Origin of the sequence: Paraburkholderia sp. JPY465 (genome assembly GCF_050436725.1) — a bacterium.
GTDB lineage: Bacteria > Pseudomonadota > Gammaproteobacteria > Burkholderiales > Burkholderiaceae > Paraburkholderia > Paraburkholderia youngii.
Map to the genome: position 1 here is coordinate 280,957 of NZ_JBNDMT010000001.1, position 25,557 is coordinate 306,513.

At 61.4% G+C, this 25,557-nt stretch carries 24 protein-coding genes and 5 pseudogenes; 17 read left to right on the forward strand and 12 right to left on the reverse strand.

Features of this window, described 5'->3' with window-relative positions:
- Positions 1 to 149: 149 nt before the first annotated feature.
- A pseudogene (locus QFZ94_RS01395) lies at positions 150 to 550 on the forward strand (DDE-type integrase/transposase/recombinase); the annotation flags it as partial.
- Positions 551 to 918: 368 nt separating this feature from the next.
- A complete protein-coding gene (locus tag QFZ94_RS01400) occupies positions 919 to 1,953 on the forward strand; it encodes an IS630 family transposase (RefSeq protein ID WP_429455271.1) in 1,035 nt (344 codons plus the stop codon).
- Between the two features lie 25 nt (positions 1,954 to 1,978).
- On the opposite strand, the gene QFZ94_RS01405 is transcribed toward QFZ94_RS01400, so the two are convergent.
- Entirely contained in the window at positions 1,979 to 2,278 is a 300-nt protein-coding gene (locus QFZ94_RS01405; RefSeq protein ID WP_429455373.1) for a helix-turn-helix domain-containing protein, read from the reverse strand.
- Between the two features lie 368 nt (positions 2,279 to 2,646).
- Here QFZ94_RS01405 and QFZ94_RS01410 point away from each other — a divergent pair, with 368 nt between their 5' ends.
- Together QFZ94_RS01410 and QFZ94_RS01415 are read left to right on the forward strand one after the other, a co-directional pair.
- Positions 2,647 to 3,954, forward strand: coding sequence for a hypothetical protein (locus QFZ94_RS01410; protein ID WP_429455374.1), 1,308 nt, complete (start codon positions 2,647 to 2,649; stop codon positions 3,952 to 3,954).
- Between the two features lie 110 nt (positions 3,955 to 4,064).
- A pseudogene (locus tag QFZ94_RS01415) lies at positions 4,065 to 4,199 on the forward strand (IS5/IS1182 family transposase); the annotation flags it as partial.
- A 178-nt stretch (positions 4,200 to 4,377) separates the two neighbouring features.
- On the opposite strand, the gene QFZ94_RS01420 reads toward QFZ94_RS01415, so the two are convergent.
- From QFZ94_RS01420 to QFZ94_RS01430, 3 genes and pseudogenes are all read right to left on the reverse strand, one after another.
- Complete coding sequence (locus QFZ94_RS01420) at positions 4,378 to 4,689, reverse strand: hypothetical protein (RefSeq protein WP_429455375.1); 312 nt, start codon at positions 4,687 to 4,689, stop codon at positions 4,378 to 4,380.
- 38 nt (positions 4,690 to 4,727) lie between these two features.
- Positions 4,728 to 5,495 carry an IS21-like element helper ATPase IstB gene (gene istB, locus QFZ94_RS01425; protein WP_429455436.1) on the reverse strand — a complete coding sequence of 256 codons (768 nt, stop codon included), beginning with the start codon at positions 5,493 to 5,495 and terminating at the stop codon, positions 4,728 to 4,730.
- Positions 5,496 to 5,497: 2 nt separating this feature from the next.
- Positions 5,498 to 6,061, reverse strand: a pseudogene (locus QFZ94_RS01430) (IS21 family transposase); the annotation flags it as partial.
- A 78-nt stretch (positions 6,062 to 6,139) separates the two neighbouring features.
- Between QFZ94_RS01430 and QFZ94_RS01435 the strand changes: the two are divergent.
- Positions 6,140 to 6,466 carry a hypothetical protein gene (locus QFZ94_RS01435; RefSeq protein ID WP_429455376.1) on the forward strand — a complete coding sequence of 109 codons (327 nt, stop codon included), beginning with the start codon at positions 6,140 to 6,142 and terminating at the stop codon, positions 6,464 to 6,466.
- A gap of 44 nt (positions 6,467 to 6,510) precedes the next feature.
- On the opposite strand, the gene QFZ94_RS01440 is transcribed toward QFZ94_RS01435, so the two are convergent.
- The 6 genes from QFZ94_RS01440 to QFZ94_RS01465 all read right to left on the reverse strand — a co-directional run bounded on the left by QFZ94_RS01440 (position 6,511) and on the right by QFZ94_RS01465 (position 14,391).
- A complete protein-coding gene (locus QFZ94_RS01440) occupies positions 6,511 to 8,004 on the reverse strand; it encodes a hypothetical protein (protein WP_429455356.1) in 1,494 nt (497 codons plus the stop codon).
- A gap of 44 nt (positions 8,005 to 8,048) precedes the next feature.
- Positions 8,049 to 9,338 (reverse strand): FliM/FliN family flagellar motor switch protein, encoded by a 1,290-nt coding sequence (locus QFZ94_RS01445; protein ID WP_429455377.1) that lies wholly within the window; start codon positions 9,336 to 9,338, stop codon positions 8,049 to 8,051.
- A 58-nt stretch (positions 9,339 to 9,396) separates the two neighbouring features.
- Entirely contained in the window at positions 9,397 to 9,918 is a 522-nt protein-coding gene (sctP, locus tag QFZ94_RS01450; RefSeq protein ID WP_429455130.1) for a type III secretion system protein SctP, read from the reverse strand.
- A gap of 179 nt (positions 9,919 to 10,097) precedes the next feature.
- The gene (gene sctV / locus QFZ94_RS01455) at positions 10,098 to 12,197 is read right to left on the reverse strand and encodes a type III secretion system export apparatus subunit SctV (RefSeq protein WP_429455132.1); all 2,100 of its coding nucleotides are present in this window, start codon (positions 12,195 to 12,197) and stop codon (positions 10,098 to 10,100) included.
- On the reverse strand, positions 12,181 to 13,293 hold the full coding sequence (gene sctU / locus QFZ94_RS01460) for a type III secretion system export apparatus subunit SctU (RefSeq protein ID WP_429455134.1): 1,113 nt from the start codon (positions 13,291 to 13,293) through the stop codon (positions 12,181 to 12,183). Before sctU ends, sctV begins: the two co-directional genes overlap by 17 nt.
- A 63-nt stretch (positions 13,294 to 13,356) precedes the next feature.
- Positions 13,357 to 14,391, reverse strand: a complete 1,035-nt coding sequence (locus tag QFZ94_RS01465) for an IS630 family transposase (RefSeq protein ID WP_429455136.1) — start codon at positions 14,389 to 14,391, stop codon at positions 13,357 to 13,359.
- A gap of 349 nt (positions 14,392 to 14,740) precedes the next feature.
- Here QFZ94_RS01465 and QFZ94_RS01470 point away from each other — a divergent pair, with 349 nt between their 5' ends.
- From QFZ94_RS01470 to QFZ94_RS01520, 11 genes are all read left to right on the forward strand, one after another.
- Positions 14,741 to 15,322, forward strand: coding sequence for an HrpB1 family type III secretion system apparatus protein (locus tag QFZ94_RS01470; RefSeq protein ID WP_429455138.1), 582 nt, complete (start codon positions 14,741 to 14,743; stop codon positions 15,320 to 15,322).
- A 52-nt stretch (positions 15,323 to 15,374) separates the two neighbouring features.
- Positions 15,375 to 15,773, forward strand: a complete 399-nt coding sequence (locus QFZ94_RS01475) for a type III secretion protein HrpB2 (protein ID WP_429455140.1) — start codon at positions 15,375 to 15,377, stop codon at positions 15,771 to 15,773.
- Positions 15,774 to 15,839: 66 nt separating this feature from the next.
- The gene (sctJ, locus tag QFZ94_RS01480) at positions 15,840 to 16,640 is read left to right on the forward strand and encodes a type III secretion system inner membrane ring lipoprotein SctJ (protein ID WP_429455426.1); all 801 of its coding nucleotides are present in this window, start codon (positions 15,840 to 15,842) and stop codon (positions 16,638 to 16,640) included.
- On the forward strand, positions 16,607 to 17,479 hold the full coding sequence (locus QFZ94_RS01485; RefSeq protein WP_429455378.1) for a type III secretion protein HrpB4: 873 nt from the start codon (positions 16,607 to 16,609) through the stop codon (positions 17,477 to 17,479). Before sctJ ends, QFZ94_RS01485 begins: the two co-directional genes overlap by 34 nt.
- Positions 17,464 to 18,312 carry a type III secretion system stator protein SctL gene (gene sctL / locus QFZ94_RS01490; RefSeq protein WP_429455379.1) on the forward strand — a complete coding sequence of 283 codons (849 nt, stop codon included), beginning with the start codon at positions 17,464 to 17,466 and terminating at the stop codon, positions 18,310 to 18,312. The genes QFZ94_RS01485 and sctL overlap by 16 nt, the downstream gene beginning before the upstream one ends.
- Entirely contained in the window at positions 18,309 to 19,712 is a 1,404-nt protein-coding gene (gene sctN / locus QFZ94_RS01495) for a type III secretion system ATPase SctN (protein WP_429455380.1), read from the forward strand. Before sctL ends, sctN begins: the two co-directional genes overlap by 4 nt.
- Before the next feature lie 4 nt (positions 19,713 to 19,716).
- Complete coding sequence (locus tag QFZ94_RS01500) at positions 19,717 to 20,256, forward strand: type III secretion protein (protein ID WP_429455381.1); 540 nt, start codon at positions 19,717 to 19,719, stop codon at positions 20,254 to 20,256.
- A 42-nt stretch (positions 20,257 to 20,298) separates the two neighbouring features.
- Positions 20,299 to 21,117: a type III secretion system export apparatus subunit SctT gene (sctT, locus tag QFZ94_RS01505; protein ID WP_429455382.1), complete on the forward strand. Its 819-nt coding sequence runs from the start codon at positions 20,299 to 20,301 to the stop codon at positions 21,115 to 21,117.
- Positions 21,118 to 21,170: 53 nt separating this feature from the next.
- Positions 21,171 to 21,818 (forward strand): IS630 family transposase, encoded by a 648-nt coding sequence (locus QFZ94_RS01510; RefSeq protein WP_429455383.1) that lies wholly within the window; start codon positions 21,171 to 21,173, stop codon positions 21,816 to 21,818.
- The gene (locus QFZ94_RS01515) at positions 21,769 to 22,080 is read left to right on the forward strand and encodes an IS630 family transposase (RefSeq protein ID WP_429455384.1); all 312 of its coding nucleotides are present in this window, start codon (positions 21,769 to 21,771) and stop codon (positions 22,078 to 22,080) included. The genes QFZ94_RS01510 and QFZ94_RS01515 overlap by 50 nt, the downstream gene beginning before the upstream one ends.
- Before the next feature lie 459 nt (positions 22,081 to 22,539).
- A complete protein-coding gene (locus tag QFZ94_RS01520) occupies positions 22,540 to 23,094 on the forward strand; it encodes an IS630 family transposase (protein ID WP_429455437.1) in 555 nt (184 codons plus the stop codon).
- Positions 23,095 to 23,128: 34 nt separating this feature from the next.
- Here QFZ94_RS01520 and QFZ94_RS01525 read toward each other — a convergent pair.
- Together QFZ94_RS01525 and QFZ94_RS01530 are read right to left on the reverse strand one after the other, a co-directional pair.
- Positions 23,129 to 23,317, reverse strand: a pseudogene (locus QFZ94_RS01525) (IS6 family transposase); the annotation flags it as partial.
- Positions 23,318 to 23,343: 26 nt separating this feature from the next.
- Positions 23,344 to 24,030, reverse strand: a pseudogene (locus tag QFZ94_RS01530) (transposase).
- Between the two features lie 235 nt (positions 24,031 to 24,265).
- On the opposite strand from QFZ94_RS01530, the gene QFZ94_RS01535 reads away from it, so the two are divergent.
- The gene (locus tag QFZ94_RS01535) at positions 24,266 to 25,531 is read left to right on the forward strand and encodes an IS256 family transposase (RefSeq protein WP_429455097.1); all 1,266 of its coding nucleotides are present in this window, start codon (positions 24,266 to 24,268) and stop codon (positions 25,529 to 25,531) included.
- The last annotated feature ends 26 nt before the right edge of the window (positions 25,532 to 25,557 follow it).

Here is a 25,557-nt window from a genome sequence, read left to right on the forward strand (position 1 = left end):
CTCCGTGGTTGAGTGCGCAACGGCTGATGATGCATGAAGTGCCCGACATGGCAAGATGTGCACTGCGAGGTGATGAGCTGAAGGGCGAAGCAATTGGGCTTTGTCCGGATGGGTACAAGTTCCCGTGCATGGACGCGACGATGCATTCTGACGTTCTGGTGCAAAAACGACGCGACAAGGCCGCAGCCAAGCGCTTCTTCCAGCGGGTGCTGCGATCAAACCCGGTGCCGCGCAGGATCGTCACTGACCAGCTACGCAGCTATCCGGCAGCAAAGTCCGAGATTCCAGAGATCGCTCACGTGAAGCAGGTTTTCGGCAAGGCGGTTGCGCGCGTGAATAGCCGCGCCGAGAACAGCCACCAGCCGACCCGTAGACTCGAACGCTAGAGGTTCGGCTTTCGCGATGCGCGTCGCGCTCAGGCATTTCTCTCACGGCTCGGCCCGAGCCAGCAGTACTTTGCTTTGTCCAGACATCGAATGAAAGCGGCAAGTCATCGGCTGCACTCCCGCAACGCTTCGCCACATGGTACGGTTGGACTGGAACCGCCTAAATCGGCACAAGGCTATTTAATAAGGATGACTACTGTTACCGGGTGCGCTTACAGGCTGCGTTCGTCAACTTGACAAAGCCCCCGGGAATGTTGGGCCTCATCCCGCGGTTGAAGATTGCCTTGCAGTTTTCGCGGCAGTCATAGCCTCCATCCAGACTGATCGTTGAACCCTGCAGGTCCGCGCCTGCGATCCCCGCCAATCGCTTCGCCAATCAGATTATTGCTTCGCAGGGCACATCTAGCGATGCTAGGCACTTCATGCATCATCCGTTCCCTTCAGCGGACAACCGCTGAAAGCACCTGGAAACCCGCAACCACTTGGAGTTACTGACCGGTGCACCAAATACTGCCCTGTGCGTTAGAGAGGTATGAATACGCAAACTGATGCAAGGAAGCTGGGCGAGGCAACGCAGGCGCACCTGAGGAAGATGGTGGTGCAAGCGGTGCGTAGCGGCATGACGCGAGTGGAAGCGGCTCGAACGTATGGCGTTAGCCTGCGTGCGGTGGGCAACTGGATGAAGTTGGCACGAGAGGGTGGCTTGAGGGCACTGAGGTCCGGCAAGCGTGGCCGTCGGCACGGAAGCGGCCACCTGACTCATCCACAAGCCGTGAAAATGCGCAAGCTTATCATCGAGCGCATGCCCGACCAGCTTGCGCTGCCGTTCTACCTGTGGACCCGCGAATCGGTGGCAAAGCTGATTGAGCGCGAGTGCGGCGTGAAAGTGTCGAAGTGGACGGCGGGCCGATACCTCAAGGCATGGGGCATGACCGCCCAGAAACCTGTTCGACGCGCGTACGAGAGAAAGGACGAGGAAATCGAGCGCTGGCTGAACGAGGACTATCCGGGCATTGCGAAAGAGGCGAAGCAGGAAGGGGCAACCATCTATTGGGGCGACGAAATGGGCTTGCGCAGCGACCACGTGAGCGGTACCAGCTTTGCCCTGAAGGGCGAAACGCCGGTCGTCAGGGCGACCGGAAAGCGCTTCGGCTGCAACATGATTTCTGCGATCACGAATCGTGGAGAACTGAGCTTTATGGTCTTCGAAGGGACGTTCAAAAACGCGACCTTCATCGATTTCCTGAAACGCCTGCTCAAGCAGGCCACGCGCATGATCTACCTGATCGTCGATGGGCATCCTGTGCACCGGTCCAAAGCAGTCAAGCGGTACGTCGCCGATAACGCTGCACATCTGCGCCTGATCCGGTTGCCGGGGTATTGCCCCGAGCTCAATCCTGACGAGCTGCTCAACCAGGACGTCAAAACCAACGCGCTCGGCAAAAGCCGACCGGCGACCAAGGCGGAACTGATCGGCGCGATCCGGCGACACCTGCATCGCCGACAGAAGGAGCCTCACATGATTCGCAACCTCTTTAAAGAAAAACATGTCCGGTACGCAGCCTGAGAAGAGGCACTATTTGATGCACCAGTCAGTAAGGCATTTTCAACTGGTCAGGTGTGCGGTCCTGGATGATTTTCTGCACGACCCGCTCCTGATCTGCGCTCAGGCTGCGTCCGGTACCCGACGGACGACCGCGAGGCCCGACATCCACGGCACGCCAGCCGCCCGCCTCGTACGCCTTGCAGGCCGCAATCACCGTCGTGGGCGACATCTCGCAACGCAGCGCCACTTCTTTCAACGCTACGCCTTCGATGCGCATCTTCACCGCGCGGCGACGGCGTTCATTCAGTGCCGCCATCGGCAAGGTTCGGGAGTCGATTTTTTCCATACTACTTCCGACCATGTGTTGCGCTCAAAGTTTCAACATTTTATTGCCGGATCAATAAAGCGCTGTCAAAACCGGGGCCATCTCGTCGCTCCGGGATCAGTCAGGAGGGGACCTGCTTACGGACCTGACGGCAGCCGGCGTAAAGGCGGCATGAGCTCAGCACAGGCTTTGATATGGAACGTGAGAACCTTGCTGTCGATGTAAAGGGAAATGACAAGTGGCAGACACCATGAGGAAGAGTACCGATGCCACAGTGAGGGGCGGAGCTGCCCGTAGTAGTGTTGAAGCCGTTGTAATGACGGTGGAGCGAAGGGGTAGCGTTATCCCGTTGACGAAAGTCGCCAACCTGCTTTGCGGGGATGAGTGACGTGACATCAACAAAACCTTTTTGCATTGCGAAGCGCACGGTGTGGGAAGCGTATCAGCTGGTGAGGGCCAAGCGGGGTGCTGCAGGCGTGGACGATGAAACGATCGCCATGTTCGAGCAGAACCTGTCGGGCAATCTGTACAAGTTGTGGAACCGGATGGCGTCGGGCTCGTATTTCCCGCCACCAGTGAAGCAGGTTGAGATACCGAAAGCCAACGTCCCTCGTCATGAAGGCCAGGATTCTTCGCGGGACGCCTCCCAGAAGCAGCACATAGCCAAGAAAGGTTACAGCAATAATCATCGGAGAACAGACATGCCAATCTCCAGCGTATCTAGCTCAAGTAACATTTCCACCGATCTCACGGCAACGAGTACGGATGAAGAATCGCCCACTAATCCTAATTCCGCATCCACCTTGTGCGCGAGCGGTCAATTGGCAGGGTTAAAGACAAGAGCCCCTAATAATATTGGCGCTAATGCCCATCGCGACTTGAGTTCGAGCCAAGGGACTTCAGCGATGGAAAAGGTTCGCTCAGCAGTCCCTGACCAGAAAACACTTTTGGCTAAGTACGGCACGGTCGGACAAAAGAAGGCCCGCACTGCCGACGAAATGGATAGTGCCGACGCAGCTGCGGTGGAGGAAGCCATCGCACGCAGCCTGCAGGAGAAGGCTTTCGGGATACTGGTCAAACCTGAACCGCAAGCCATTCAAAGCAACACGACTCATACTTTGAATCCCACGAATAACGCCGTGGTCACTCAGGCTGACAGGAACGAAGAACCGTCTGAAGTCTCCAACGATAACCGGGAGCAGCAGATGTTGGGATTCGCCGACCTCAACAACGCTTTTAGGGCACACTTGACCAAACATGACCTGCAGGTCATTTCCAACCCGGGAACGGGGAGCAACTGCGCGATCTATGCGTTGGTGCAACACCTCAGGCCGGATTTGAAGGACAGCAATCTCGACAACGAAGTTAACGAGTTGCGCCGCGAGTACGACGTGAAAAATCCGTCCGACAGCAACGACAGTATGCTGCATCTGGATACCGGCGTTGGTGGAGCGGCCAAGACCCTCACGAGGCTTGTCAATGAGCGCTACAACGTAAACATACAGGTCGGGGTAGTCGAAGCGGGCCTAGACGCGCAATACCCCGTGACGAGCAAGGAAACCATTTCCGCTTCTGGCGCGAGTGCCCCGTTCACGCACCATGTCGTTATCTGGGACCAGCAGGGACACTACGAAGCTGTGACAGCCAGGCGTCCACGCATGGAAGAGACGGCGCAAAGTAATCGAACCGATGTTTGACCCCGACATACCAGCTCCATAGCGGGCTGTTGAATTTGGGTCCCGTGTAAACGGGGTTGGAAGGACAGCCGTTATGGATATCGTGTTCATGAGATTGGGCGATGAGTGCGATGCGCGGGATTGATGAGATGCAGGAGCCGCTGTTTACGACGGTCAAGCTGGACGACTTCGTCCCTGCTGATCACCCATTGCGACCAATCCGGCAGCTGGTGAATGAAGCATTGAAGCGGCTCAACGGGTTGTTCAGCGGGTTCTGTTGCAGTAAGGCCCACGTTAAGATTGGGTAGCGAATTTTTGAGCTGTGCGGCGTGGTTCAAAAAGCGCGATTTTTGCGTTACACAGACGAGCGGAAGCAGCCTGCGTAAGAAAGCAGGAATAGTAAGGAATGCGGTTCAAATGGAGGCCGGCGACGACCTGCCGATATCAGGTTCGCTGAGGCTGGAGTGGGCCGAATCCGAGCAGCGTCAGCCAGTGATCGTGAGGCTTGCGGCTCATCAGTTCCCTCGGGCTCTTTCCAGTTCGCTCAGGGCATCGGCTGCGGGCAAAGCGGCGATGGTTGAAGACAAACTGCAGCAGACCAAGCCAGGCCCGCCCGCCCTTCAGATGACGCCAGTTGGTCAGGTAGACGCGCAGTCGCGAGTTGAGATTTTCGACCAGCGAGCTGCTGCGTGGTGTGCTATGCAGCGCCCCGGATACGGCGGCGTAGACCCCGATGGGCAGTTCAAACTCCTCCACTTGTGGGCGGCTAAATTCCCCCAGGCAGGACGAGCGGATTATGCGTCGGATTCCTCAGTGACGGCAAGCCTGGCAGCAGCTTCCCGGAGTCGATAGCTCTTGCCTTCAAACTCGAGGAGTTTGGAGCGATGCAGCAGACGATCAAGGATCGTCGAGGCCATGGTGCTGTCGCGAAGGTAGCGCCCCCAGTCCTGGACGACACGGTTGGACGTGACGAGGATGCTGCGACGTTGCTTGTAGCGTTGATGGACCAGTGTCTGCAGCAATTCGGCCGCGGCATCGGGAATGCGTTTGGCGAGGAACAGATCGTCAAGCACGAGGAGTTCGGGCTCGACCAGGGCCTTGAGCAGCCGGTCCTGATCGGCACGTGTTTCCACGGCATAGCCGGCGAACACGGTGTCGGACTCGACGTATCGCACCTTCATCCCCTGCAGGGTGGCGTTGTAGGCGATAGCCTTGGCGATATGACTTTTGCCGGTGCCGGGTTTGCCGATCAGCAGCGCGTTGTCGCTGTCGGCGACGAACTTCAGCGTGTGTAGCTCGAAGCAGGCCTGCCGGGGGACTTTCGTGTTGAAGGACCAGTCGAAGTCGCTCAGGGTTTTGCGCTCGTCCAGGCCGGACTGCTGGAAGCGTCGTTCGAGAAGCCGGGACTGTCGTCGATCGAGCTCGTCCTGCAGAATCATGGAGAAGGTTTCAAGGAATGGCTGCTGGCTGGCCTGGGCTTGCAGCACCCGGGTTTCCAGTGTCGCGCTGATGCCGGACAGGCGCAGTTCGCGCAGGGCGCGGTCGATTTCGGCAAGGCTCATGCTCAAGAGAGATCTCCGTTGGGTGATGGCATGGCGGCGCTATGCTTGGCGCCGAGGGTGAACAGGTCGGCGTAGTCGTCGCCGTCCCGGATGAGGTGATGTTCCTGAGTCAAGGGCAGTTCGCCCTGGACGGGCGCGTCCAGTTCGGCCAGCGCCTGCTCCAGCAGACGCTCGGTCAGCGCCTTGACCTGTTTGTAGCTGGGCATGCCTTCTCTCATTGCGATCTCGCAGGCCGATTCGATCAGGCGGCGGGGATAGCGCCGGACCAGGCCGACGATGCCCCAGAGCTTGCGCTGACCGACTCGCCCTTCGGTGTCGAACAGATGCTGGCACAGGCGTTCGGCCGATGGCCCGATCGTCCTGGCCTGCGCGAGGATGCGGCGCGTTTCCCGGGAGGGATTGAACGGTCGCTCGTCGTGCGGCAGGATCACTGTTCCCGGCCTGTCGGCCAGAATGTGGGTGCGCAGCAATGTCTGTGTCTGGAGGTTGCGGATTTCCAGGTGACGGGCAAATTTACGCACCAGCACCTTGCTGCCAATGGGAGCCGGTTGGGCAGCGGGCGAGGTTCAAAGCTGCGTTACACATTGGGAGGCACCTTGAGTGTCAGGCGATAATGGTGCCCCCATTTTTCCTCTGCGGCATCCATGACTCAAAACACCCGATCTGGCGTCGGCAGACTGAGCGACGACAAACGCAAAGCGATTGCACTTCAGGCCCTCACGCGCACCGAACCCATCAGTGTGCTGGCTGAGCGTAACGGCGTGAGCCGCCCGACGGTCTACCGACAGATCGGCACGGCCAGTGTAGCGCTGGATGAAGCCTTTGATACCACGCGGGCAGCCGACGCAGATCAGGTGCTTTTCATGCTGCCGGTCACCCGCCAATGGCTCGATCAGGGGCGTGGTTCAAAAAGCGCGATTTTTGCGTTACACAGACGAGCGGAAGCAGCCTGCGTAAGAAAGCAGGAATAATAAGGAGTGCGGTTCAAATGGAGGCCGGCGACGACCTGCCGATATCAGGTTCGCTGAGGCTGGAGTGGGCCGAATCCGAGCAGCGTCAGCCAGTGATCGTGAGGCTTGCGGCTCATCAGTTCCCTCGGGCTCTTTCCAGTTCGCTCAGGGCATCGGCTGCGGGCAAAGCGGCGATGGTTGAAGACAAACTGCAGCAGACCAAGCCAGGCCCGCCCGCCCTTCAGATGACGCCGGTTGGTCAGGTAGACGCGCAGTCGCGAGTTGAGATTTTCGACCAGCGAGCTGCTGCGTGGTGTGCTATGCAGCGCCCCGGATACGGCGGCGTAGACGCCGTGAAACGGGCGGCCGATGCGGGCTAGCAGGCGATTCCACCCTTGCCAGAACGCACTCGACGTTTCGGACTTGCGATGCAGCATGCAGACCTCGCGCACGAGATGGCGCGCCACGTTGTGCGTTCGTGCAATGGCGTCGAGTTTTGTGTCGAGCAGGCCCGCGAAAGCGAGCAGGCCGTCGCGCTGGTTCTGAAGGGCACGCCGGTATGCCCCTGTACGTGACAGGTCCCGTGCTTCACGTTGCTGCAGTTCGGCAACCACGAAATCGAACAGCCGTTGACGCGTCGCGAGGTCCGGCCCAGCCAGTGACAGGATGTCACGTTCGAGCCACTGAACCAGGGTGCGCAGGTCGGCAGCCAGCTCGTGCGCATGGGCTTCATTGCGCCGAAGCGTTTCCAGCGCGGCTTCGAGGAGGCTATCCTCACCACGTCGACGGGGATTGGCCAGACGCGCTTCGAGCTGCTCGCGCCCGGTGCGAGCGCCACTGGCGACACGATGCCAGAGCGTCGCTAGTGATTTACCGTGCTGGATGATGTGGAATACGTCGCCGTGACACGGCGTATCGGGCCAGGCCATTTTTTGCCCGGCACGCAGACCGGTTCCCGCATCGGCGATCGTGTGCTCAGGATCGAGGCCCTGTGCCTGCAGATCCAGCAGATGGATGGCCCAGGTGTCGCCGTCGCGATGGGCTTCGGGGGCGAGCAGATAGCAATAGGTCGAGGCGACATCGATACCGGCGAGCACGGGTTGGGAACCCTGAAAGAGTTCGTCGTGCAGACCGACCCGGATGGGTGAGAGATCGATACCGGCGTTGATGGCGATGGCCTGCTTTGCGGCCCGCTGAAGAACGGTGTGAATCGTGCCCAGGCTGGTCGAGACGCCGAGCAGGTCGTGCATGAGTTCAAGGGTACTGCGAAACGAAACGTGGCCCACCATCGTGAGCGCCACGATGACCTGATCGAGCCATTGGCGGGTGACCGGCAGCATGAAAAGCACCTGATCTGCGTCGGCTGCCCGCGTGGTATCAAAGGCTTCATCCAGCGCTACACTGGCCGTGCCGATCTGTCGGTAGACCGTCGGGCGGCTCACGCCGTTACGCTCAGCCAGCACACTGATGGGTTCGGTGCGCGTGAGGGCCTGAAGTGCAATCGCTTTGCGTTTGTCGTCGCTCAGTCTGCCGACGCCAGATCGGGTGTTTTGAGTCATGGATGCCGCAGAGGAAAAATGGGGGCACCATTATCGCCTGGCACTCAAGGTGCCTCCCAATGTGTAACGCAGCTTTGAACCTCGCCGAGCTCGCCGTAGCCGATAGTCTGGCCATGCGTGACCAGCTTGATCTGTGCTTCGGCAACCGGCGTCGGCAGTTCGAGCACATAGCCGTGACGCAGCGCATACAATTCTGAGAGCGGCAGCGCGACGGTGTCCACTTCGAACTGGACAGGCAGATCGAGCGCGCCGATGTCAACCGGATTTGAATGTTGATCTGACGCGAGTAGGTCGTCCGGGCGAACGGGATCCAGCTCATCGGCCATGATGATCTCCTTCGTGAGTGAAAGCCTGCGGCCTTCGATGTTGACTGGCGCGTGAAGGCGCATCAGCCCGGGAGAGCCCCAAGCCGCAGTGGCGCCCGGGGCGGGATCCGCGGCAGAGGCGTTGGCGGCGTGGATTGCACAGGCCTCGACGACATGGGCCGCACCACTTTGCGGCAGCAGCGCGCGCAGCTGGTCCGGCAGCGAGCGCAGCAGGACGGCGCCCGGTTGAAGCGCTCGCAGCGTGTCGACGGGCAGACGCCGCGAGCCGAGTATCAGGCGGCCCGGCACCCTGCAGCCGCCCAACGGCCATGCGCGGCCCTGCGTCTGCGACGAGCCGTGCCGGGAGAGCGCGTCGGCAGGAAGACGGACCGTGCGCGCCGCGTGCCAAGCTTCGAGCGCGTCCACCACGGGCGCCGCTGGGAGCACGCGCGCGCTGTGCCGGGTTCCGTTGACCGAAAAAGTCATGCTGAATGCCGCGCCATCCCGCACGTCCAGCATATCGGGCTCATTCGACGCGCGCGTCACGTCCCGCGCGAGATGCGTAACATGCACGCCGGCAAGGCCGAGTGCAGCGAGCTGCTTGAGCAGCGGCTCAAGCAGCTCGCTGGCGACCGCGATGCGCAACGCGCGCGCCGCGTCTCCGGGCAGTGGCGCGCGCGAACCGCCGGGCAGCACAGCGATGTCCAGAGCAGGGTACGCGCCGAGGTCGAACAGCACGCGAATGGCACCTGACGGATGCGCGAGATCGAGTACGCCCGGCTGCGCAAAACCTGACGTGCCTTCGGCGGCGGCTTCGGGCGTCGCTTGCCATTGGGCGATCGGGGTTTCCCGCTCGATGCATTGCGCGGCGCCGGCATGGCAGACGAGCCGCGCTACGCGCGCCACGAGCGGCGGCACGGCGGGAACGGGCAGCACGCCGATGGGCGAGAGTTTTGCGGGGGCGCACGAGCAATCCGCCGCCTGCTGGGCCGCAGACGGCCTACGCATTTCGTCAATCGAATAACTCATGTGCCTTCGATTCAAGGTTGCGGCCTGTGTCGGCCGAGATTAACGACAGGCGGCCGGTTCACCACACCGTCAGTTCGATGTCGCGTGGCGTGGCCCACGCGTCCAGCAGCGCAGCGACTTCGCGTTCGAGCATCGCACTGTGGTCGCAGAGTAACTGCCGCGTTTCGATGCTCCGCGCGTCAAACCGAAGTGACAACCAGAAACGCGAAAGAGAGAGATGGAGCGTTGTGTCCGGCAGAATGCGCGCGTCGAGCGGAATCCGCACTTCCCAACTGCCGGCATCGCTAATCGCGGGGTCGACGCAGAAGGCTGCGACGTCGCGCGCAAGTTCGAGAAACTTGCCTTGCGTGCGAAAAAGGGCGTCGACGGCGGGCATCGTCGCGGCGGGCAGGCACTGCAGCGGCGCCTTGTGCGCGCCGAGTGCGGCTGCGGATGCGCACTCGGCTTTGCCCGCCGCCGCGGCTTCAGTTTCGCCGCTCGAATCGCGCGCCTGTCCGTCATCGAAGGGAATGGCGTGAACGCCGTCTTCGGTCAGGGCGCTTGTTTGACATGCACGGTCCGCTTGCGCTTCCGGCGCCACTTCTTCGAAGGAGACGGGACTGCCACGCGAGCACGTGCGTCGCACAAGCACCACACAATCGCGACACCACGCCCGCGCCGGACAGGCGGCGGAACGTTGGTCAGGGTCGGATGTAATGATGTGGAGCGGCCGGGGTTCGATGAGAGTCATGAGCGTGAATGTGACGTAAGCGCGCGCGACTAGATCGTCACGCGACCGAGCGGCTGCAATTCGACGTGCTCGCCCAGTTCCTGATACGAGTAGACGGCGAGCCAGTCTAGCCGCGCCTCGATCATGCGACGCACGTAGCGGCGAATGTCCATGGAGGTAACGAGCGCGACGCTGTCACGCGGCGTATCTCCAACACAAGACTGGATCTGGTCGATAAGAGAGCCCATTTCGTCAGGCGGCAATGCAAGGAAGTTGCCGGTCGGCGTCTGCTTGATCGCTTGGCGGATATGCTGCTCGACGGGCAGATCGAACAGTACTGCGGGCAACTGCCGGCCGGCGCCTGCCGCGCGATGCGCGAGAAATGGAGCGAGATCGCCGCGCACATATTCGGTCAGCATCAACATGTCCTTTTCCTTCGTGCCCCACACGACGAGGCTCTCCAGAATATTGCGCACGTTGCGGATCGGGATCTGTTCTTCCAGCAGCCGTCGTAGCACGTCCGCGATGCGCTGCGGCGGCAGCACCTTCTGCACCTCGGCAACTAGGCCCGGATATTCGGCGTTCTGCTGATCAAGCATCCATTGCACTTCCTGAATGCCGAGAAAGAGCGACGCGTGCTTGCGCAGCAACGCCACCGACGCATGCGCAATCACCTGCTCGGCGCGCCATGCTGGTGCTTTGGGCGACAGGCTCTTTTCGTCTATCCACCATGTGGGGCCCGGGCCGCCGTCGAGCCCGCGACGCTTTTCTGCTCCGCGAATGCCGGCACGTGCGGCGAGCGTTTCAGCATCGGCGGAAAGCGGCCCGCGCATGCCGGTGAGCGCCGCCTCCGGCAGCATCACCTTTCCGAGGGGCAATTCAATCCTGCAATGTGGCACGTCATGCATCAGCAGTTCGCAGCTCGAGGCGGGCAAGTCGTCGCCCGTCCACATGGTGATGCCGGGAAACGGTAAGCCGAGACATTCCTGCAGCCGCGCGCGTTCCGTTTCGAACGAACGGTCGAGCGCCGTAGTCGACAGACGCCCGACGAGGTCGGGCGAAATGCGCACGCCGAGCGGGCAGGTGAATTGCGGCGCGCGAGTAAGGATTGGCGGCGTCGTGGCTTTCGAGCCGGCGCGCCGCATCGCGTTGACGGCTTCGCACGCATTCGTGGTTTCGGCGGGCTTGCGCCTGTCGAGCTCGTAACCGCAGGAGGCGAGGATCGCCGCCAACAGGACGAAAAGCCAAGTCGGAAAACCCGGCACGGCAGCGAAGCCAAGCAACAGTAGGGACGCGAAGTAAAGTGCGCGGGCGCTGGCCGAAAGCTGCTGGCCGATTTCGTCGCCGAGCGACAGCGGCCGCGCGTCGCTCTCGTCGGAGACGCGCGTAATCATTACGCCCGCGGCGACCGAAAGCAGCAGCGACGGAATTTGCGAGACCATTGCGTCACCGACTGACAAAACCGAAAAGCGGTTCGCCGCTTCGCCTGCCGTCATCTCGTGATATGCAACGCCAACTGCAATGCCCGCGATTATGTTGATCAGCGTGATGATGAGGCCGGCCACCGCGTCGCCCTTGACGAACTTCATCGCGCCATCCATGCCACCGTGCAACTGGCTCTCCACAGCAAGCGTCGCGCGTTTGCGGCGCGCCTCTTCGGGCGTGAGCAGATGGGCGCGCAGATCTGCGTCGATGCTCATCTGCTTACCGGGTAACGCGTCGAGTGTAAAACGCGCGCCGACTTCCGCCACACGCTCCGAGCCTTTCGCGATCACAATGAACTGCACGGTCGTTATTATTACGAACACCACCATGCCGACCACAAGGTTGCCGCCCACCACGAGCTCGCCGAAACTTTCGATGATGTTGCCTGCATCCGCGTGCAGCAGAATCGATTTGGTCGACGCAATATTGAGTGACAGCCGGTACAACGTGGTGAAAAGCAGCAGTGACGGAAATACGGAAAGCGACACCACGTTCGGCACATACATGGTCACCATGAGCAGGGTCACACTGATCGTGATGTTGACGGCGAGCAGGACGTCGATCAGAAACGGCGGCAGCGGCAGGATCATCAGCGAAATGATAGCGACCACCAGCATCGCGATGCCGATTTCGCCGCCAGCGGGTAGCTTACGTGTCTTGAACATGGCAGCTCCCGAGGTTGTCGCAGTTGTGCTGGCCGGCCTGGTCCTCAATGCGCCGTGGGCCGATTGCGTCGACCCAGCGCAGTATCGCGGCGACGGTCTCGAACAATTTCTCCGGAATGGGTTCGTCTATCCCGACCTTGTAGAGCGCGCGCGCGATCGACGGATTGCCGACGATTGGCACATTCGCATCGCGCGCGAAGCCCCGCAATTGCGCCGCGCGCTCGTCCATGCCGCGCGCGATCACGAGCGGCAGCGGGTGCTCTGACGGCGCGTAGCGGATGGCGACCGCATAGTGCGTCGGGTTGACGATCAACGCGTTCGCGAGGCCCACGCGCTGCGCGGGTGCCGCCGAAGTCGCGAGCTCGCGCGCCCGTTTTTTGCGTTCCGCCTTGATCTCCGGGGCGCCATCCGTCTGCTTGTGTTCCCGCTTGACTTCGTCTTTCGACATCTTCAGTTTGCGCAGGAACAGCACGCGTTGCAGCTTGGCGTCGGCGAGGCCGAACACGATAAACACTGCCACCGCGACGGCAAAAAGTTTGATCAGCAGCGACCAGAAGACCTTCGACAAGCCGGCCGGCGACTGATACAGCGAAATCGCGATCAGCGGCAAAATCGACCTGATCGTGAACCCCATCACCGCGCCGATAACGCTCGCCTTGACCACCGCCTTCACGAGGTCGATCACCGTGCGCCAAGAGAAAATACGCTTCACGCCGTCGACGGCACTCACGTGCTTGAGATCGGGCACGACCGGTTTGGTCGCGACCTGAAAACCGACTTGCGACACCAGCGCGACCACTGCCGCAAGGGTCGCCGCGCCCACGCACGGCGCGATCACGGTCAACGCCTGCTTGCCGAGCTCAAACAGAGCGTCGAACATGACCGACGAGCCGCGGCTGCCCGATGAGAATTGGATCGCGGTACTGACGATCGCTCGCAACGCGCCACTGAAGCTCGCCGCCGCAAACGCAATCACGCCGACAACAGCGCCCATTGTCGCGGCGTCGACCAAGTCGGCGCTCTTCGACGTTTCGCCGTCCTTGCGCGCGTCGCGCAACCGTTTGACGGTGGGCTGTTCAGTTTTTTCTTCGCTCATGTCTTTCGCGACCGGCCCTCTTGCAGATCTCAGTTTATTTGATCCGGCAATAAAATGTTGAAATCAAGCCGCATAACGGACAGGATCGTGCTGGAAGTATCGCCGGATGCGTTCGGGTTGCTTCTGCACAACCCTGTAATGGTGCGCGGTGGCCTTGACCAGTTGCAGCCTGGTACGCGTTGGCGCCCGCCGTGTGACGCTTTGCTTGAGGTCGGCGTTGGCCATCTCGTTGGGATTGAGCTCAGGGCTGTAGCTGGGCAGATAGAACACCTCGATCCGGTCGCGGTGCCTGTCCAGCCAGGCCATCACGGCCTTGCCGTGATGGGCACGCAGATTGTCCAGGATCAGGAAGATCTTTTTCTTCGCCCCGGTGATCAGCCGTCGCATGAAGTCGATCAGGATGCCGGTGTTCAGCGCACCGTCGAAGATCTTCCAGCGCATCTGTCCTTTATTCGTCACGGTGGAGATGACCGACAGGCCGGCACGCTTCGCGTTGACCTTGAGCACCGGTGTCTTTCCCGTGGGCGCGTAACCGCGGCCCCGAACATCGTCGGAGCGCAGTCCGGTTTCATCGCCCCAGTGGACTTCGGCTCCTTCAGCCTGGGCCCGCTGCGCAATGGCAGGATAGTCTTCATCGAGCCACTTCCTGATCGCCGCCGGCGATTGCTCATAAGCCTTCTTCAATGGCTTTTGCGGGGTGAAGCCCCAGCGCGACAGATACAGCCCCATCGTACGAACCGGCACACGGATGCCGAACCGTTGTTCGATCACTTCGGCCACGCTCTGACGGGTCCACAGGGCATAAGGCATTTTCAACTGGTCAGGTGTGCGGTCCCGGATGATTTTCTGCACGACCCGCTCCTGATCTGCGCTCAGGCTGCGTCCGGTACCCGACGGACGACCGCGAGGTCCGACATCCACGGCACGCCAGCCGCCCGCCTCGTACGCCTTGCAGGCCGCAATCACCGTCGTGGGCGACATCTCGCAACGCAGAGCCACTTCTTTCAACGCTACGCCTTCGATGCGCATCTTCACCGCGCGGCGACGGCGTTCATTCAGTGCCGCCATCGGCAAGGTTCGGGAGTCGATTTTTTCCATACTACTTCCGACCATGTGCTGCGCTCAAAGTTTCAACATTTTATTGCCGGATCAATAGTGGGTAGCCGATATCGTTGCGCAGCTTCTATGCTGCATGCCTTACGATAGCAGCTGACTACGGGCTGCGAGGCACTGGCGCGAAGCAGGCAGCGGGCAAGCGAACTGGCTGCGAATGATGCCGGCGCTTCGCGTAGATCCATATTGCTTCGTGTTTCGTGTGTGGCGCCCGATGTGCGCGGGTATCGTGTGTACTATAGTGCTTCCGTGCAAAGTCGTGCATCCGGTTCGCCACGTTTCAGTCGCGCGCATGGTCGCGACTGCGCCACTACCAGCAGCAGGAGTTCTCGCCATGAGTGCCATCGCCACACCGGATTACCTCAACTGCAGTCAGGCCATAGTGGGCGGCTTGACAGAGACGCTATCGTGTGCGCTACTAAGTAATTGTTCGTCGCTTGAAGTGGATCCGTACGACATCGAATTGACGCTCGACACGTTGCGCCTGTTACGCCCGCGTATTGCTGGGCTGGACATGATGGAAGCCGTGTTCTATATGCAGCGCGGCCACTGGGATGGCGCGATTCACGTGTGCTCGCGAGTGATCGAGGGCGCGCCACATTTCTCGTATGCGAAGGCGCTGCTCGCGCTCTGCCTGTCCGTGAAGGGTGATGCCGGCTGGCGCCGCTGTGCGAGTGAGGCGCTCGCGCAGAATCCAGATCGCGACACGCGGCAGCTCGTGCGCGCGCTCGAAGCCCGGGACGAGCTGCGCGAGGCGATTCGGGTCTGCAGTAATGGCGGCGCTTTCAAGATGCCACCGTCTATCGCCAGGCTCAACGACGAGCTGCCGCAGGAGCCTCCCGCCGTGGTGCCGCCGCCCGTGGCCGCCTACAGTGAGGACCAGGGGCTCGCGCAACAAGGCTACCTGCGCATCTGAGTCCGCCGGGACGGCTGCGTCGTTAGGCACCACTCATCGCAAAAGGCTGACCATGGTACTTTCTGTCACGAACCAGCAGATCGCGGCCGCACTGCTAGCGGCTGCGCCCGCGTCGCATGCAACCAGCCGCGATGCGTCGCTGCAGCAGGCCGGCGACCGCTTCAAGGCGCTGATGCGGAACATGCGCATGGCGCCGCCAGATCATCGCGGCGATATGAGCGCCAATGTGATCGCGAAGATGACGGCATCGCAGGACGCGGAGATCCAGAAGTCGGTGAACGACGTGCTCGCACTGTCCAGTCAGGCAAGCAGCATGTCGGTGCAGGAAATGACTGCCGCCTCGATGAAGGTGGCGCTGGAACTCGCCAGCACGCAGCTTGACATGGAGGCCAGGATGGGTGTGGTCAAATCGTCGAGGTCGTCAATCGAAACGTTGATGAAGAATCAATAGGTCATGTCAGAGGCCACGCAAGCGGCGAATGCGGCAGTCGGGCCGCTCATGGACGAAGTTCGCACAATGCGCGCCGCCCGTTCTGTCCGCGCGGCTGCGCTGGTCGGCTGCATCGCACTGGCCGGTTGCCAGAAGGAGCTGTATCGTAACCTTACAGAACTGGATGCGAACGAAATGATGGTGGCGATGCTTGAGCAGGGCGTCGACGCATCCAAAAGCACAACCGACAACGGCAAGACTTGGGTGCTCGAGGTCGATGACAGGCAACTGGTTCGCGCGATGCAGGTGCTGCGCGAGCGCGGCCTGCCGCATAGTCGATACGACGATCTGGGCAGTCTATTCAAGAAGGATGGCCTCATTTCGACGCCGACAGAGGAGCGCGTGCGGTTCATTTACGGCTTGTCGCAGGAACTATCGGCGACGCTCTCGAAGATCGACGGCGTGATCGTCGCGCGCGTGCAGATTGTGCTGCCGGACAACGATCCGCTGGCGCAGCAGATGAAGCCTTCGACGGCATCGGTATTCATCAAGTACCGGCGCGATTCCGACGTGAACACGCTCGTGTCGCAGATCAAGACGCTCGTGATGCACAGCGTCGAGGGGCTGACCTACGACGCGGTCAGCGTGACCGCGGTAGTCGCCGATCCGGTCGATTTGCCAATGCCCGCGCCGGCGCAGGTATTGCGCTTGCCCACGCTGGTCACGGCGGTGCTGGTATTTCTCGTTGGCACCGCGAGTCTCTTTCTGTGGCTGCGGCGTGGCATGCCGGCCGGGCGCGCAAGCGCGCCGCTTGATTCGCGGATTCACGCCCGTATCAAGGCGCTCGCCGGCAAATGGCGGCGAGCAAAGCGGTCTTCGGCTGCGTGATGGCGGCATCCACGGTTTCTTTGTCCGCGACTTCGGCCTCGGGGCGCGTGGCGCTAGCGGCGCCTAGTGCCGTCTCTTGTGTCGCTGCCGCACGCATCGCTGCCGCGCTCGGCGCGTGGCAGCGAAATGCAAGCGAGGCCGCGCACTGGGCGCATCCGTCGTGGTGGGGGCCCGCGCTCGATCTGCCCGCCGCCGTTATATCCGCGTCATTTGACGCATTGCGTGAAGCGCTGGCGGGCGCGCAAGCCGACTCGCTTGCCGCTTGTTCATGGGCGCTGCTGCACGCAGTGGGCGCGGCCACGCCAAAGTTCGACGGCTTGCGTGCGCCGGATCCCGCCGTACTCGACGCATTGCCGGTGGGTGACGGCCTGCGTGTGTTGCGCATGCGCGCGCTGTTTTGGCGTCGCGCCGAAGTGCGGCGTCTGATAGACAAACAGAGCCGCCTGCGTCTCGCGCAATGGGTTGGCGTGCCGCTGGAGCGGCTGAGCGCGGCGCCGCGGCAAGGCACCGCTCACGCCCCGGTGGCTCATGTTTTAGCCACCGAGACGGATATGGCGCGCCTCGTCGCGCGTGGACAGGTGCCTGCGCTCGAAGAGATCGACGAAGAAGGGCTCGCCTGTGAGGGCTATGCGCTGATCGCGCGGAACATGCATGAGGCGGCACAGTCCGCCATGCCTGCTCGCGAGCCTCGCCCATGCTCATTATTGCGTCTTGCGTTGCCGCGCGACATGCCGCCATGGCCAGGCGCGGGTGTACTTGAATTCGACGGGAGTGGCACCGCGCTTTTCTTTGCGCATCTTCCCGAACTGGTTCCGGAGTGGGCATGGCTATTTGGTTGAGATCGGACCGGCTGCTGCGGGCGGACGGCGGCGGGCATGTCGGCGCACATGCGGATGTCGTGCCGCCCGCCGCCTTCGGGGTGTTGATGGACTTGGACGCCGCCTACGCGCAGCTCGCCGACGATCGCACGGCGACGATCGCCGCCGCGCGCGACGAGGCAGCGGCGATCGTCGCTGCGGCTCATGCAGAAGCTGAAACGATTCGCGATGTCGCGCGCGACGAGCATGAACTCGCCGGCAGGCGCGGTTACCGCGACGGCGAGCAGCGTGCGCTGGCAGACTGGATTGAGCGGCTCGCGGAAGCCGGTGCCGCACAACGCCGTGCGCAACTGAAAATGCGCGAGCGGCTCGCGAGCATCATTACCGTGGCCGTCGAGCAGATCGTCCACGTGCAGCACGCCGATCAGCTATTCGAGCGGGCGCTATCGACGGTTGACCGCATCGTCGGGGGCGCGACCTGGCTGCGCGTTGCGGTGAGCCCGGTCGACTACGACAAGGCTTGTGTTGCGTTCGAACGGCTCTGCGCGCGCTGGCGCGATCTCGGCAGGCCGTTTCCGCTGTCGGTTATCGCGGACAAGCGGCTTGCACCCGGCAGTTGCCTGTGCGAGTCTGATTTCGGTGCAATCGACGCAGGCCTCGCGACGCAAATGCGGGCGATGCGGCTTGCGGTCTCGCGCGCACTAAAGCAGACGGCAAGGGAACTGGACGGACTCTTGCCGTATGGGGCCACAGCAGTGGCCAATGCACCGGTAACAGAAGAAGCAAGGGCGGGTCACCACATCGCTGAACTCGCCGATACGGGGGACGGCGACAACGACGAGGGTTGGCGATGACCTCGCTGCGCGCGGCCGGCATAGTCCGCACCGGCCATAAGTACGACGTCGACGACCCCGACGACGTTCTGCTCACACACTCCGACGCGCAGCGCCTCGCCAATGCGATCGAACAGGAAATCTTGTCGACAGAGGGCATCGCGCGGACCGGCAAGGTGCTCGAGGTTATCGGCACGCTCGTCAAGGTAGCCGGGCTCGATGTGACGCTTGGGGAGCTGTGCGAGTTGCGCACGCCGAACGGACAATTACTTCAGCATGGCGAGGTAATCGGCTTCACACGCGATGTCGCACTTCTGTCGCCGTTCTCGCGTCTCGCCGACATTTCGCGCTCGACGCGCGTTGTGGGACTCGGCCGTTCGCTGATGGTGCCGGTTGGGGACGCGTTACTGGGGCGCGTAATCGATAGCCTCGGCGAGCCGATCGACGGACTCGGGCCGCTTCACACCAGCGAAGACCGCTCGGTGTTCGCGAATCCGCCTTCCCCGATGAGCCGCCGCATGATCGACACGCCGCTTGCCACCGGCGTGCGCGTCATCGACAGCATGATGACGCTCGCTGAAGGGCAGCGCATGGGCATTTTTGCGCCGGCGGGCGTGGGCAAGAGCACGTTGCTCGGCATGTTCGCGCGCGGGGCGCAATGCGACGTGACCGTGGTCGCGCTGATCGGCGAGCGGGGCCGCGAAGTGCGAGAGTTCGTTGAACTGATTCTCGGTGCCGAGGGCATGGCGCGGTCTGTCATTGTCTGCGCGACGTCGGACCGCTCGTCGATCGAGCGTGCGAAGGCCGCGTACGTGGCGACCGCGATTGCCGAGCACTTTCGCGACCGCGGGCAGCGCGTGCTGCTGATGATGGATTCGCTCACGCGTTTTGCGCGCGCGCAGCGCGAAATCGGCCTGGCAGCCGGGGAGCCGCCCGCCAGGCGCGGCTTCCCGCCATCGATCTTCGCCGAGCTGCCGCGGTTACTTGAACGCGCCGGCATGGGCGAGAAGGGCTCGATCACGGCGCTCTACACGGTGCTCACCGAGGACGAGTCGGGCAACGATCCGATCGCCGAGGAAGTGCGCGGGATCGTCGACGGACACATGATTTTGTCGCGCGAAATCGCCGAAAAAAACCAGTACCCCGCAATCGACGTGCTCGCTAGTCTCTCGCGGGTGATGCCGCAAGTCATGACCGGCGACTATGTGCGCGCGGCGGGTCGGCTGCGCGAACTGCTGTTCAGGCATCGCGAGGTCGAGGTGCTGTTGCAGATAGGCGAATATCAGGAGGGCGGCAACCCGCTTGCCGACGAGGCAATTCGCAAGATCGACGCGATCCGCACCTTCTTCAATCAGGCGACCCACGAATTCGCCGCGCCGCAGGACACTGAGGCGCGGCTGTTCCAACTGGCGAACGGCTGATCCAATGAGCGCGCCGCAAAATCCCGGGCAGACACGTCGTCGCGTGGCCGCGCTGCAAGTGACATGCGGCCGCCACGAGCGGCTCGAGCGTCGCCTGCAGGCAGGCGTGATGGCCGCGCGCGAAGCGCATGCCGAGGCACTCGCGCAGCGTGACGCGCAATTCGCGCACACCGAAACGGAACGCGAGCAGTTGCGCAGTTTCCAGACAAGGCTGGCGCACATGATGACAGGCGGCGACGCGTTCCAGTTGGCCGATCTCAATGCGACGATGCGCTATGCAGACGTCGTCGCCGTGCGTGTCCAGCAGATGGAAGGCGAACTTGCCGCGCTCGACACGCTGTTGCGCAGCAAGGCCGATGACCTCGCTGCGGCCATGCGCGCGATCACGCGAAATCGCAACCGGGTTGATGTATGCAGAGAGCGCATTGCCGGTTTGCGCGTCGCGCTAGATCGCGTCGCAGCGGATGCCGGCGACGAGGAAGCCGAAGAAGCCGCGCTGGCCCGTCTGTGTTCTTCTTCACGTGGGCAGGACGCGGTGGTATGACCGCGTCGACGCAGCGGTTTTCTAGTGATTAGCGATTCCATAATGTACGAGACCCTTACGACGCTGCCGCAGTTCGGCGCTACGCTGATTCGTTCGCTGACGGTGCTCGGTGTGTGCTCGGTGCGGCTCTTCGTGATGCTCTACCTGTTTCCGCCTACCGCAGAGGGCATCCTGCCAGGCATGGTGCGTAATGGCATGGTGCTGCTGTTCAGCTCGTTTATTGCTTATGCCCAGCCCGTTTCGCTGTATTCGTCGCTGACCGGCACGTCGTTCTTCGTCATTGGCCTGCGCGAAGCGGTCATCGGCTTGGTGCTGGGTTTTGCTGCCTCCACAGTATTCTGGGTGGCGGAAGGAGCCGGTATCTACGTCGACGATCTGGCCGGCTACAACAACGTGCAGATCACCAACCCTCTGCACGAGGGGCAGTCCACGCCCACTGGAACACTTCTCCTGCAGGTGGCGGGCGTCGCGTTCTGGACCTTTGGCGGCATGACATTCCTGCTCGGCGCGCTTTACCAGTCGTATCACTGGTGGCCGCTCAGCGCTGCGACGCCGGTGCCCGCCAACGTGCTGGAAAGCTTTGTGCTGCAACAGACGGACTCACTGATGCAGACCACCGCGAAGCTTGCCGCGCCGATGTTGCTGATGCTGCTGCTCGCAGATTTCGCGTTCGGCTTTGCGGCGAAGTCGGCGCAGAAACTCGAGCTTATGATGCTCAGCCAGCCGGTGAAGGGCGCGCTCACAGTGATGATGCTTGCGCTGTTTGTCGGCATTTTCGTTGACGAGGTTCGCGATCAGCTCGTGCTGTCGGGTCTCGGCGAACAGTTTCGCATGATCGTCAGCGCTCTCAGCAAATACTGACAGGTGCACCAAATAAGGCGTGATTCGCTATAGGGGAAACCGATGCTCGAAAATTGGACCAGTCGACGCAAGCGCACCTGAGAAAGATGGTGGTGCAGGCGGTGCGCGACGGGATGACGCAAGTCGAGGCCGCTCGAACGTACCGTGTGAGTTTGCGCGCGATAAGCAGGTGGATGAAGACTGCGCGGGAAGGCGGCCTGCGGGCGCTGAGGTCGGGCGAGCGGGGCCGTCGATCGGGAAGCGGCCACCTGACTCATCGGCAAGCCGTAAGAATCCGCAAGCTGATCATCGCGCGGATGCCGGATCAACTGTCGATGCCGTTCTACCTGTGGACCCGCGGATCGGTCGCGCAACTGATCGAAAGGCAGTGCGGCATCAAGGTGTCGAAGTGGACGGCGGGTCGATACCTGAAGGCGTGGGGTATGAGTGCCCAGAGGTCTGTACGGCGAGCGCACGAACGTAACGATGCGGTGTTCGAACGCTGGCTGAACGAAGACTATCCGCAGATCGCGAAAGAGGCGAAGAGTGAGAAAGCGACGATCTACTGGGGGGACGAAATGGGCTTGCGTAGTGATCACATCAGCGGCACGAGCTTCGCGCTCAAGGGCCAAACGCCGGTGGTGCGCGCAACAGGACAACGCTTCGGCTGCAATGGTCTCGGCTATTACGAACCGCGGGGAGTTGAGCTTCATGGTCTTTGAGGAAACGTTCAGGAACGCCACGTTCATCGAATTCATGAAGCGCATGCTCAAGCAGGCCACGCGCAAGATCTACCTGATCGTCGATGGACACGCAGTGCACCGATCTGTTGCCATCAGGCAGTTCGTCGCCAATAACGCTGAGCGTCTGCGCCTGATCCGGCTGCCGGGATACTGTCCCGAGCTGAACCCGGACGAACTCCTCAATCAGGATGTGAAGACCAATGCGCTCGGCAAGAGCCACCGACCAGCAAGGCGGAAATGATCGGCACAGTCCGCCGGCATTTGCATCGACGACAAAAGGAACCGCACGTGATTCGCAATCTGTTCAACAAAAAAAACATGTCAGCTACGCAGCCTAATAAAAACCACCATATTTGATGCACTCGTCAGTAACTTGCTTCTATCGCGCTAAGGGCGTTGTCTGTTGCAGGAGATATGGGGGTAGAATGAAGCGACGAAGAAGATGGAATTGCCTTATCACGACCACTGTTCCCATGCTATCGCCATCAGGCCGGACGTCCGCTGGTACTGATATGAATGCGTGTCTATCACGACATTGGTTTTCAGGTTGGTGCATCGACGCATGAATTACCTGGGGCGGCGCGGTACTGTCACATTAGCTTTCTTCGCGATGTAATAGCGGAGCAGGGAAAACGCTTGTTCAGAAAAACGGGCGGAGCTTGAGGAAATCGAGCGCTGGCTGAACGAGGACTATCCGGGCATTGCGAAAGAGGCGAAGCAGGAAGGGGCAACCATCTATTGGGGCGACGAAATGGGCTTGCGCAGCGACCACGTGAGCGGTACCAGCTTTGCCCTGAAGGGCGAAACGCCGGTCGTCAGGGCGACCGGAAAGCGCTTCGGCTGCAACATGATTTCTGCGATCACGAATCGTGAAGAACTGAGCTTTATGGTCTTCGAAGGGACGTTCAAAAACGCGACCTTCATCGATTTCCTGAAACGCCTGCTCAAGCAGGCCACGCGCATGATCTACCTGATCGTCGATGGGCATCCTGTGCACCGGTCCAAAGCAGTCAAGCGGTACGTCGCCGATAACGCTGCACATCTGCGCCTGATCCGGTTGCCGGGGTATTGCCCCGAGCTCAATCCTGACGAGCTGCTCAACCAGGACGTCAAAACCAACGCGCTTGGCAAAAGCCGACCGGCGACCAAGGCGGAACTGATCGGCGCGATCCGGCGACACCTGCATCGCCGACAGAAGGAGCCTCACATGATTCGCAACCTCTTTAAAGAAAAACATGTCCGGTACGCAGCCTGAGAAGAGGCACTATTTGATGCACCAGTCAGTAACAGGTCGACTGATGACTGTTGTCGGCCCGGTTAATGACGCACGCGGTGGCTTAGGGCGTGCCTGACGTACGGCAGTTCGGGAATCTCGGCTTTCGCCGCTGGTAGCTGCGCAACTGATCCGTAACGATTTTGCGCGGCGTCTCAGAGCATGCAGCAAGCACGAGTTTGAAAAAACGCTTCATTGCAGCCTGTCGCGGCCCTTCTCTAGATGAGCGCGTTAGGAACCTAGCGTTAGGTTTGCGAAATGAACGAGCATCAGAACGGAGAGGGTTACAAAGTCGATTCCAGCGAGTGTCTCAGGCAAGCGCTCGTAATCTCGCGCGAGTCGACGAAAGCGGTTCAACCAGCCGAAGCTACGTTCCACCACCCAGCGACGGGGCAACAACACAAAGCCCTTTTTCGCTTCCGGCAACTTGATCACCTCAAGCTCGATTCCTTCATCCAGCGCTGCCTGCGCGGGCTCCTCGCCGGTATAGCACTGATCGGCAAACGCTACCTTGACCGTCTAGCCTGTGGCCTCTTGGACCGGACGCGCAAGCCCGCCGACCTGGGCACGCTCCTGCTCGTTGGCCGGCGTAATATGCACTGCAAGCAACTGCGCCAATGTATCTACCTCCATGTGGACCTTGCTGCCGCGCTTGCGTTTATAGCCGTCGTAACCGGCGCGAGGTCCACTGTCGCAGGTCGACTGCAACGTGCGCCCATCGAGAAAGACTGCGTTGGACTGCACCTTCCGGCCCTGCACGACCCGGATAACCGAGCGCGAATCGCTCACCATAGCCTCGATACAACCCGCCTGAATCCAGCGCAACGCAGCGAACGTCTCGCGCAATTCGCATTTGCTAGGGAAACGCTGATGTACAGCTTGCCGTGTAACGTCACAAATACTTCGTCGAGGTGCCATGTGGTGCCGGGCTTGCGACGCGTCGCTTCCACTCGTTGTGCAAAGCGACCGTGGTGCTGCGATTTCTCATTTTTGATGGCGCGATCTTACTCGACCGTCGCGATAACGTGGAGCTATTGTCGAATCTGGTGTACAGCGGGAGCGGCGGGAATTTGAGAAGGCGGTGGCGGTCTAGCGAGAATGTTGCTTGTCAAAGGCACAACCAGCGAACCCGAGAAGGCCGGACCCGACCACCATGAAGAAGATTACGCAAGAAGCGAACAGCAGTAAAGCGCAAACGAAAAGCGTGCTAGATGAGCTGATCCAGCAAGGCGCGCGGCAGATCATTCAGCAGGCAGTCGAGGTGGAACTGGCGACCATGCTCGAACAGTACAGCAACGTGAAGTCGATCGACGGCCGGCGTGCCGTGGTGCGCAACGGCTACCTGCCCGAGCGCGAGGTCGTCACAGCGATCGGTCCGGTGACGGTTCAGGTGCCGAAGGTGCGGGATCGTTCGGGCTCGGGCATCCGGTTCAATTCGACGATCGTGCCGCCGTACGTGCGCAAGTCCGCGCGCGTGTCGGCAGCGCTGCCGTGGCTGTACCTGCGAGGCATCTCGACGGGCGACATGAGCGAAGCCATGGGCATCATGCTGGGCGGCCAGGTCAGCGGCATGTCGCCGAACGTCGTGAGCCGGCTGAAGGCCCAATGGGCCGATGAGCATGAGCAGTGGAATCGGCGTGAGCTGTCGTCGGCGCGCTGGGTCTACTGGTGGGCCGACGGCATTCACACCGGTGTGCGCAGCGACGATTCCGACGGCCAGTGCCTGCTGGTGATCGTTGGCGTCAAACCGGACGGGACGAAGGAACGTGTGGCCATCGGTGACGGCTACCGGGAATCGAAGGCATCGTGGAGCGAACTGCTGCTCGATCTGAAGAAGCGCGGCCTGCCGTCGGGGCCACTGCTGGCCTGCGGCGATGGCGCGATGGGATTCTGGGCCGCGATGGAGGAAGTGTTCCCGCAGACGAAGCATCAGCGCTGCTGGTTTCACAAGATGGGTAACGTGCTCAATGCGCTGCCGAAATCGCAGCAGGCTCGAGGCAAGAAGGCGATGCAGGACATCTGGATGGCGGCCACGCGCGCTGATGCACTGGCCGCATTCAATCACTTCGTCGACGCGTACTCGGCAAAGTACCCGAAGGTCGCCGAAAAGCTGACGGAAGATCGTGACGAGCTGCTCGCGTTTTACGATTTCCCGGCTGAACACTGGCAGCATCTGCGCACCACGAACCCGATTGAATCGACCTTTGCGACGGTGCGCCATCGCACGAAACGCACGCGCAACTGTGTATCGCGCGCGACGTTCCTCGGGCTGGCGTTCAAGCTGATCGAGTCGGCCGAAGAATCGTGGCGGCGCATCCGCGCCCCGGAAAAGCTCACTTCGATGCTTGACGGGATGACGTTCAAGGATGGAGAACCGGTGACCGACAGCACACCGGCTCAGCAATCGCTAGCCGCCTGATTACGCCGAGACCGCATACACCAGAT

Excerpts from the sequence above, each read along its gene's own strand:
- QFZ94_RS01535 (WP_429455097.1), top strand. The coding sequence starts at position 24,266 with ATGAAGAAGATTACGCAAGAAGCGAACAGCAGTAAAGCGCAAACGAAA.
- sctV (WP_429455132.1), bottom strand. The coding sequence starts at position 12,197 with ATGTTCAAGACACGTAAGCTACCCGCTGGCGGCGAAATCGGCATCGCG.
- QFZ94_RS01435 (WP_429455376.1), top strand. The coding sequence starts at position 6,140 with ATGACTCAAAACACCCGATCTGGCGTCGGCAGACTGAGCGACGACAAA.
- QFZ94_RS01440 (WP_429455356.1), bottom strand. The coding sequence starts at position 8,004 with ATGACTCAAAACACCCGATCTGGCGTCGGCAGACTGAGCGACGACAAA.
- QFZ94_RS01445 (WP_429455377.1), bottom strand. The coding sequence starts at position 9,338 with ATGAGTTATTCGATTGACGAAATGCGTAGGCCGTCTGCGGCCCAGCAG.
- QFZ94_RS01500 (WP_429455381.1), top strand. The coding sequence starts at position 19,717 with ATGAGCGCGCCGCAAAATCCCGGGCAGACACGTCGTCGCGTGGCCGCG.
- QFZ94_RS01470 (WP_429455138.1), top strand. The coding sequence starts at position 14,741 with ATGAGTGCCATCGCCACACCGGATTACCTCAACTGCAGTCAGGCCATA.
- istB (WP_429455436.1), bottom strand. The coding sequence starts at position 5,495 with ATGAGCCTTGCCGAAATCGACCGCGCCCTGCGCGAACTGCGCCTGTCC.
- sctL (WP_429455379.1), top strand. The coding sequence starts at position 17,464 with ATGGCTATTTGGTTGAGATCGGACCGGCTGCTGCGGGCGGACGGCGGC.
- QFZ94_RS01405 (WP_429455373.1), bottom strand. The coding sequence starts at position 2,278 with ATGGAAAAAATCGACTCCCGAACCTTGCCGATGGCGGCACTGAATGAA.
- sctT (WP_429455382.1), top strand. The coding sequence starts at position 20,299 with ATGTACGAGACCCTTACGACGCTGCCGCAGTTCGGCGCTACGCTGATT.
- sctN (WP_429455380.1), top strand. The coding sequence starts at position 18,309 with ATGACCTCGCTGCGCGCGGCCGGCATAGTCCGCACCGGCCATAAGTAC.
- QFZ94_RS01465 (WP_429455136.1), bottom strand. The coding sequence starts at position 14,391 with ATGGAAAAAATCGACTCCCGAACCTTGCCGATGGCGGCACTGAATGAA.
- sctU (WP_429455134.1), bottom strand. The coding sequence starts at position 13,293 with ATGAGCGAAGAAAAAACTGAACAGCCCACCGTCAAACGGTTGCGCGAC.
- QFZ94_RS01515 (WP_429455384.1), top strand. The coding sequence starts at position 21,769 with ATGGTCTCGGCTATTACGAACCGCGGGGAGTTGAGCTTCATGGTCTTT.
- QFZ94_RS01400 (WP_429455271.1), top strand. The coding sequence starts at position 919 with ATGAATACGCAAACTGATGCAAGGAAGCTGGGCGAGGCAACGCAGGCG.
- sctJ (WP_429455426.1), top strand. The coding sequence starts at position 15,840 with ATGCGCGCCGCCCGTTCTGTCCGCGCGGCTGCGCTGGTCGGCTGCATC.
- QFZ94_RS01475 (WP_429455140.1), top strand. The coding sequence starts at position 15,375 with ATGGTACTTTCTGTCACGAACCAGCAGATCGCGGCCGCACTGCTAGCG.
- QFZ94_RS01485 (WP_429455378.1), top strand. The coding sequence starts at position 16,607 with ATGGCGGCGAGCAAAGCGGTCTTCGGCTGCGTGATGGCGGCATCCACG.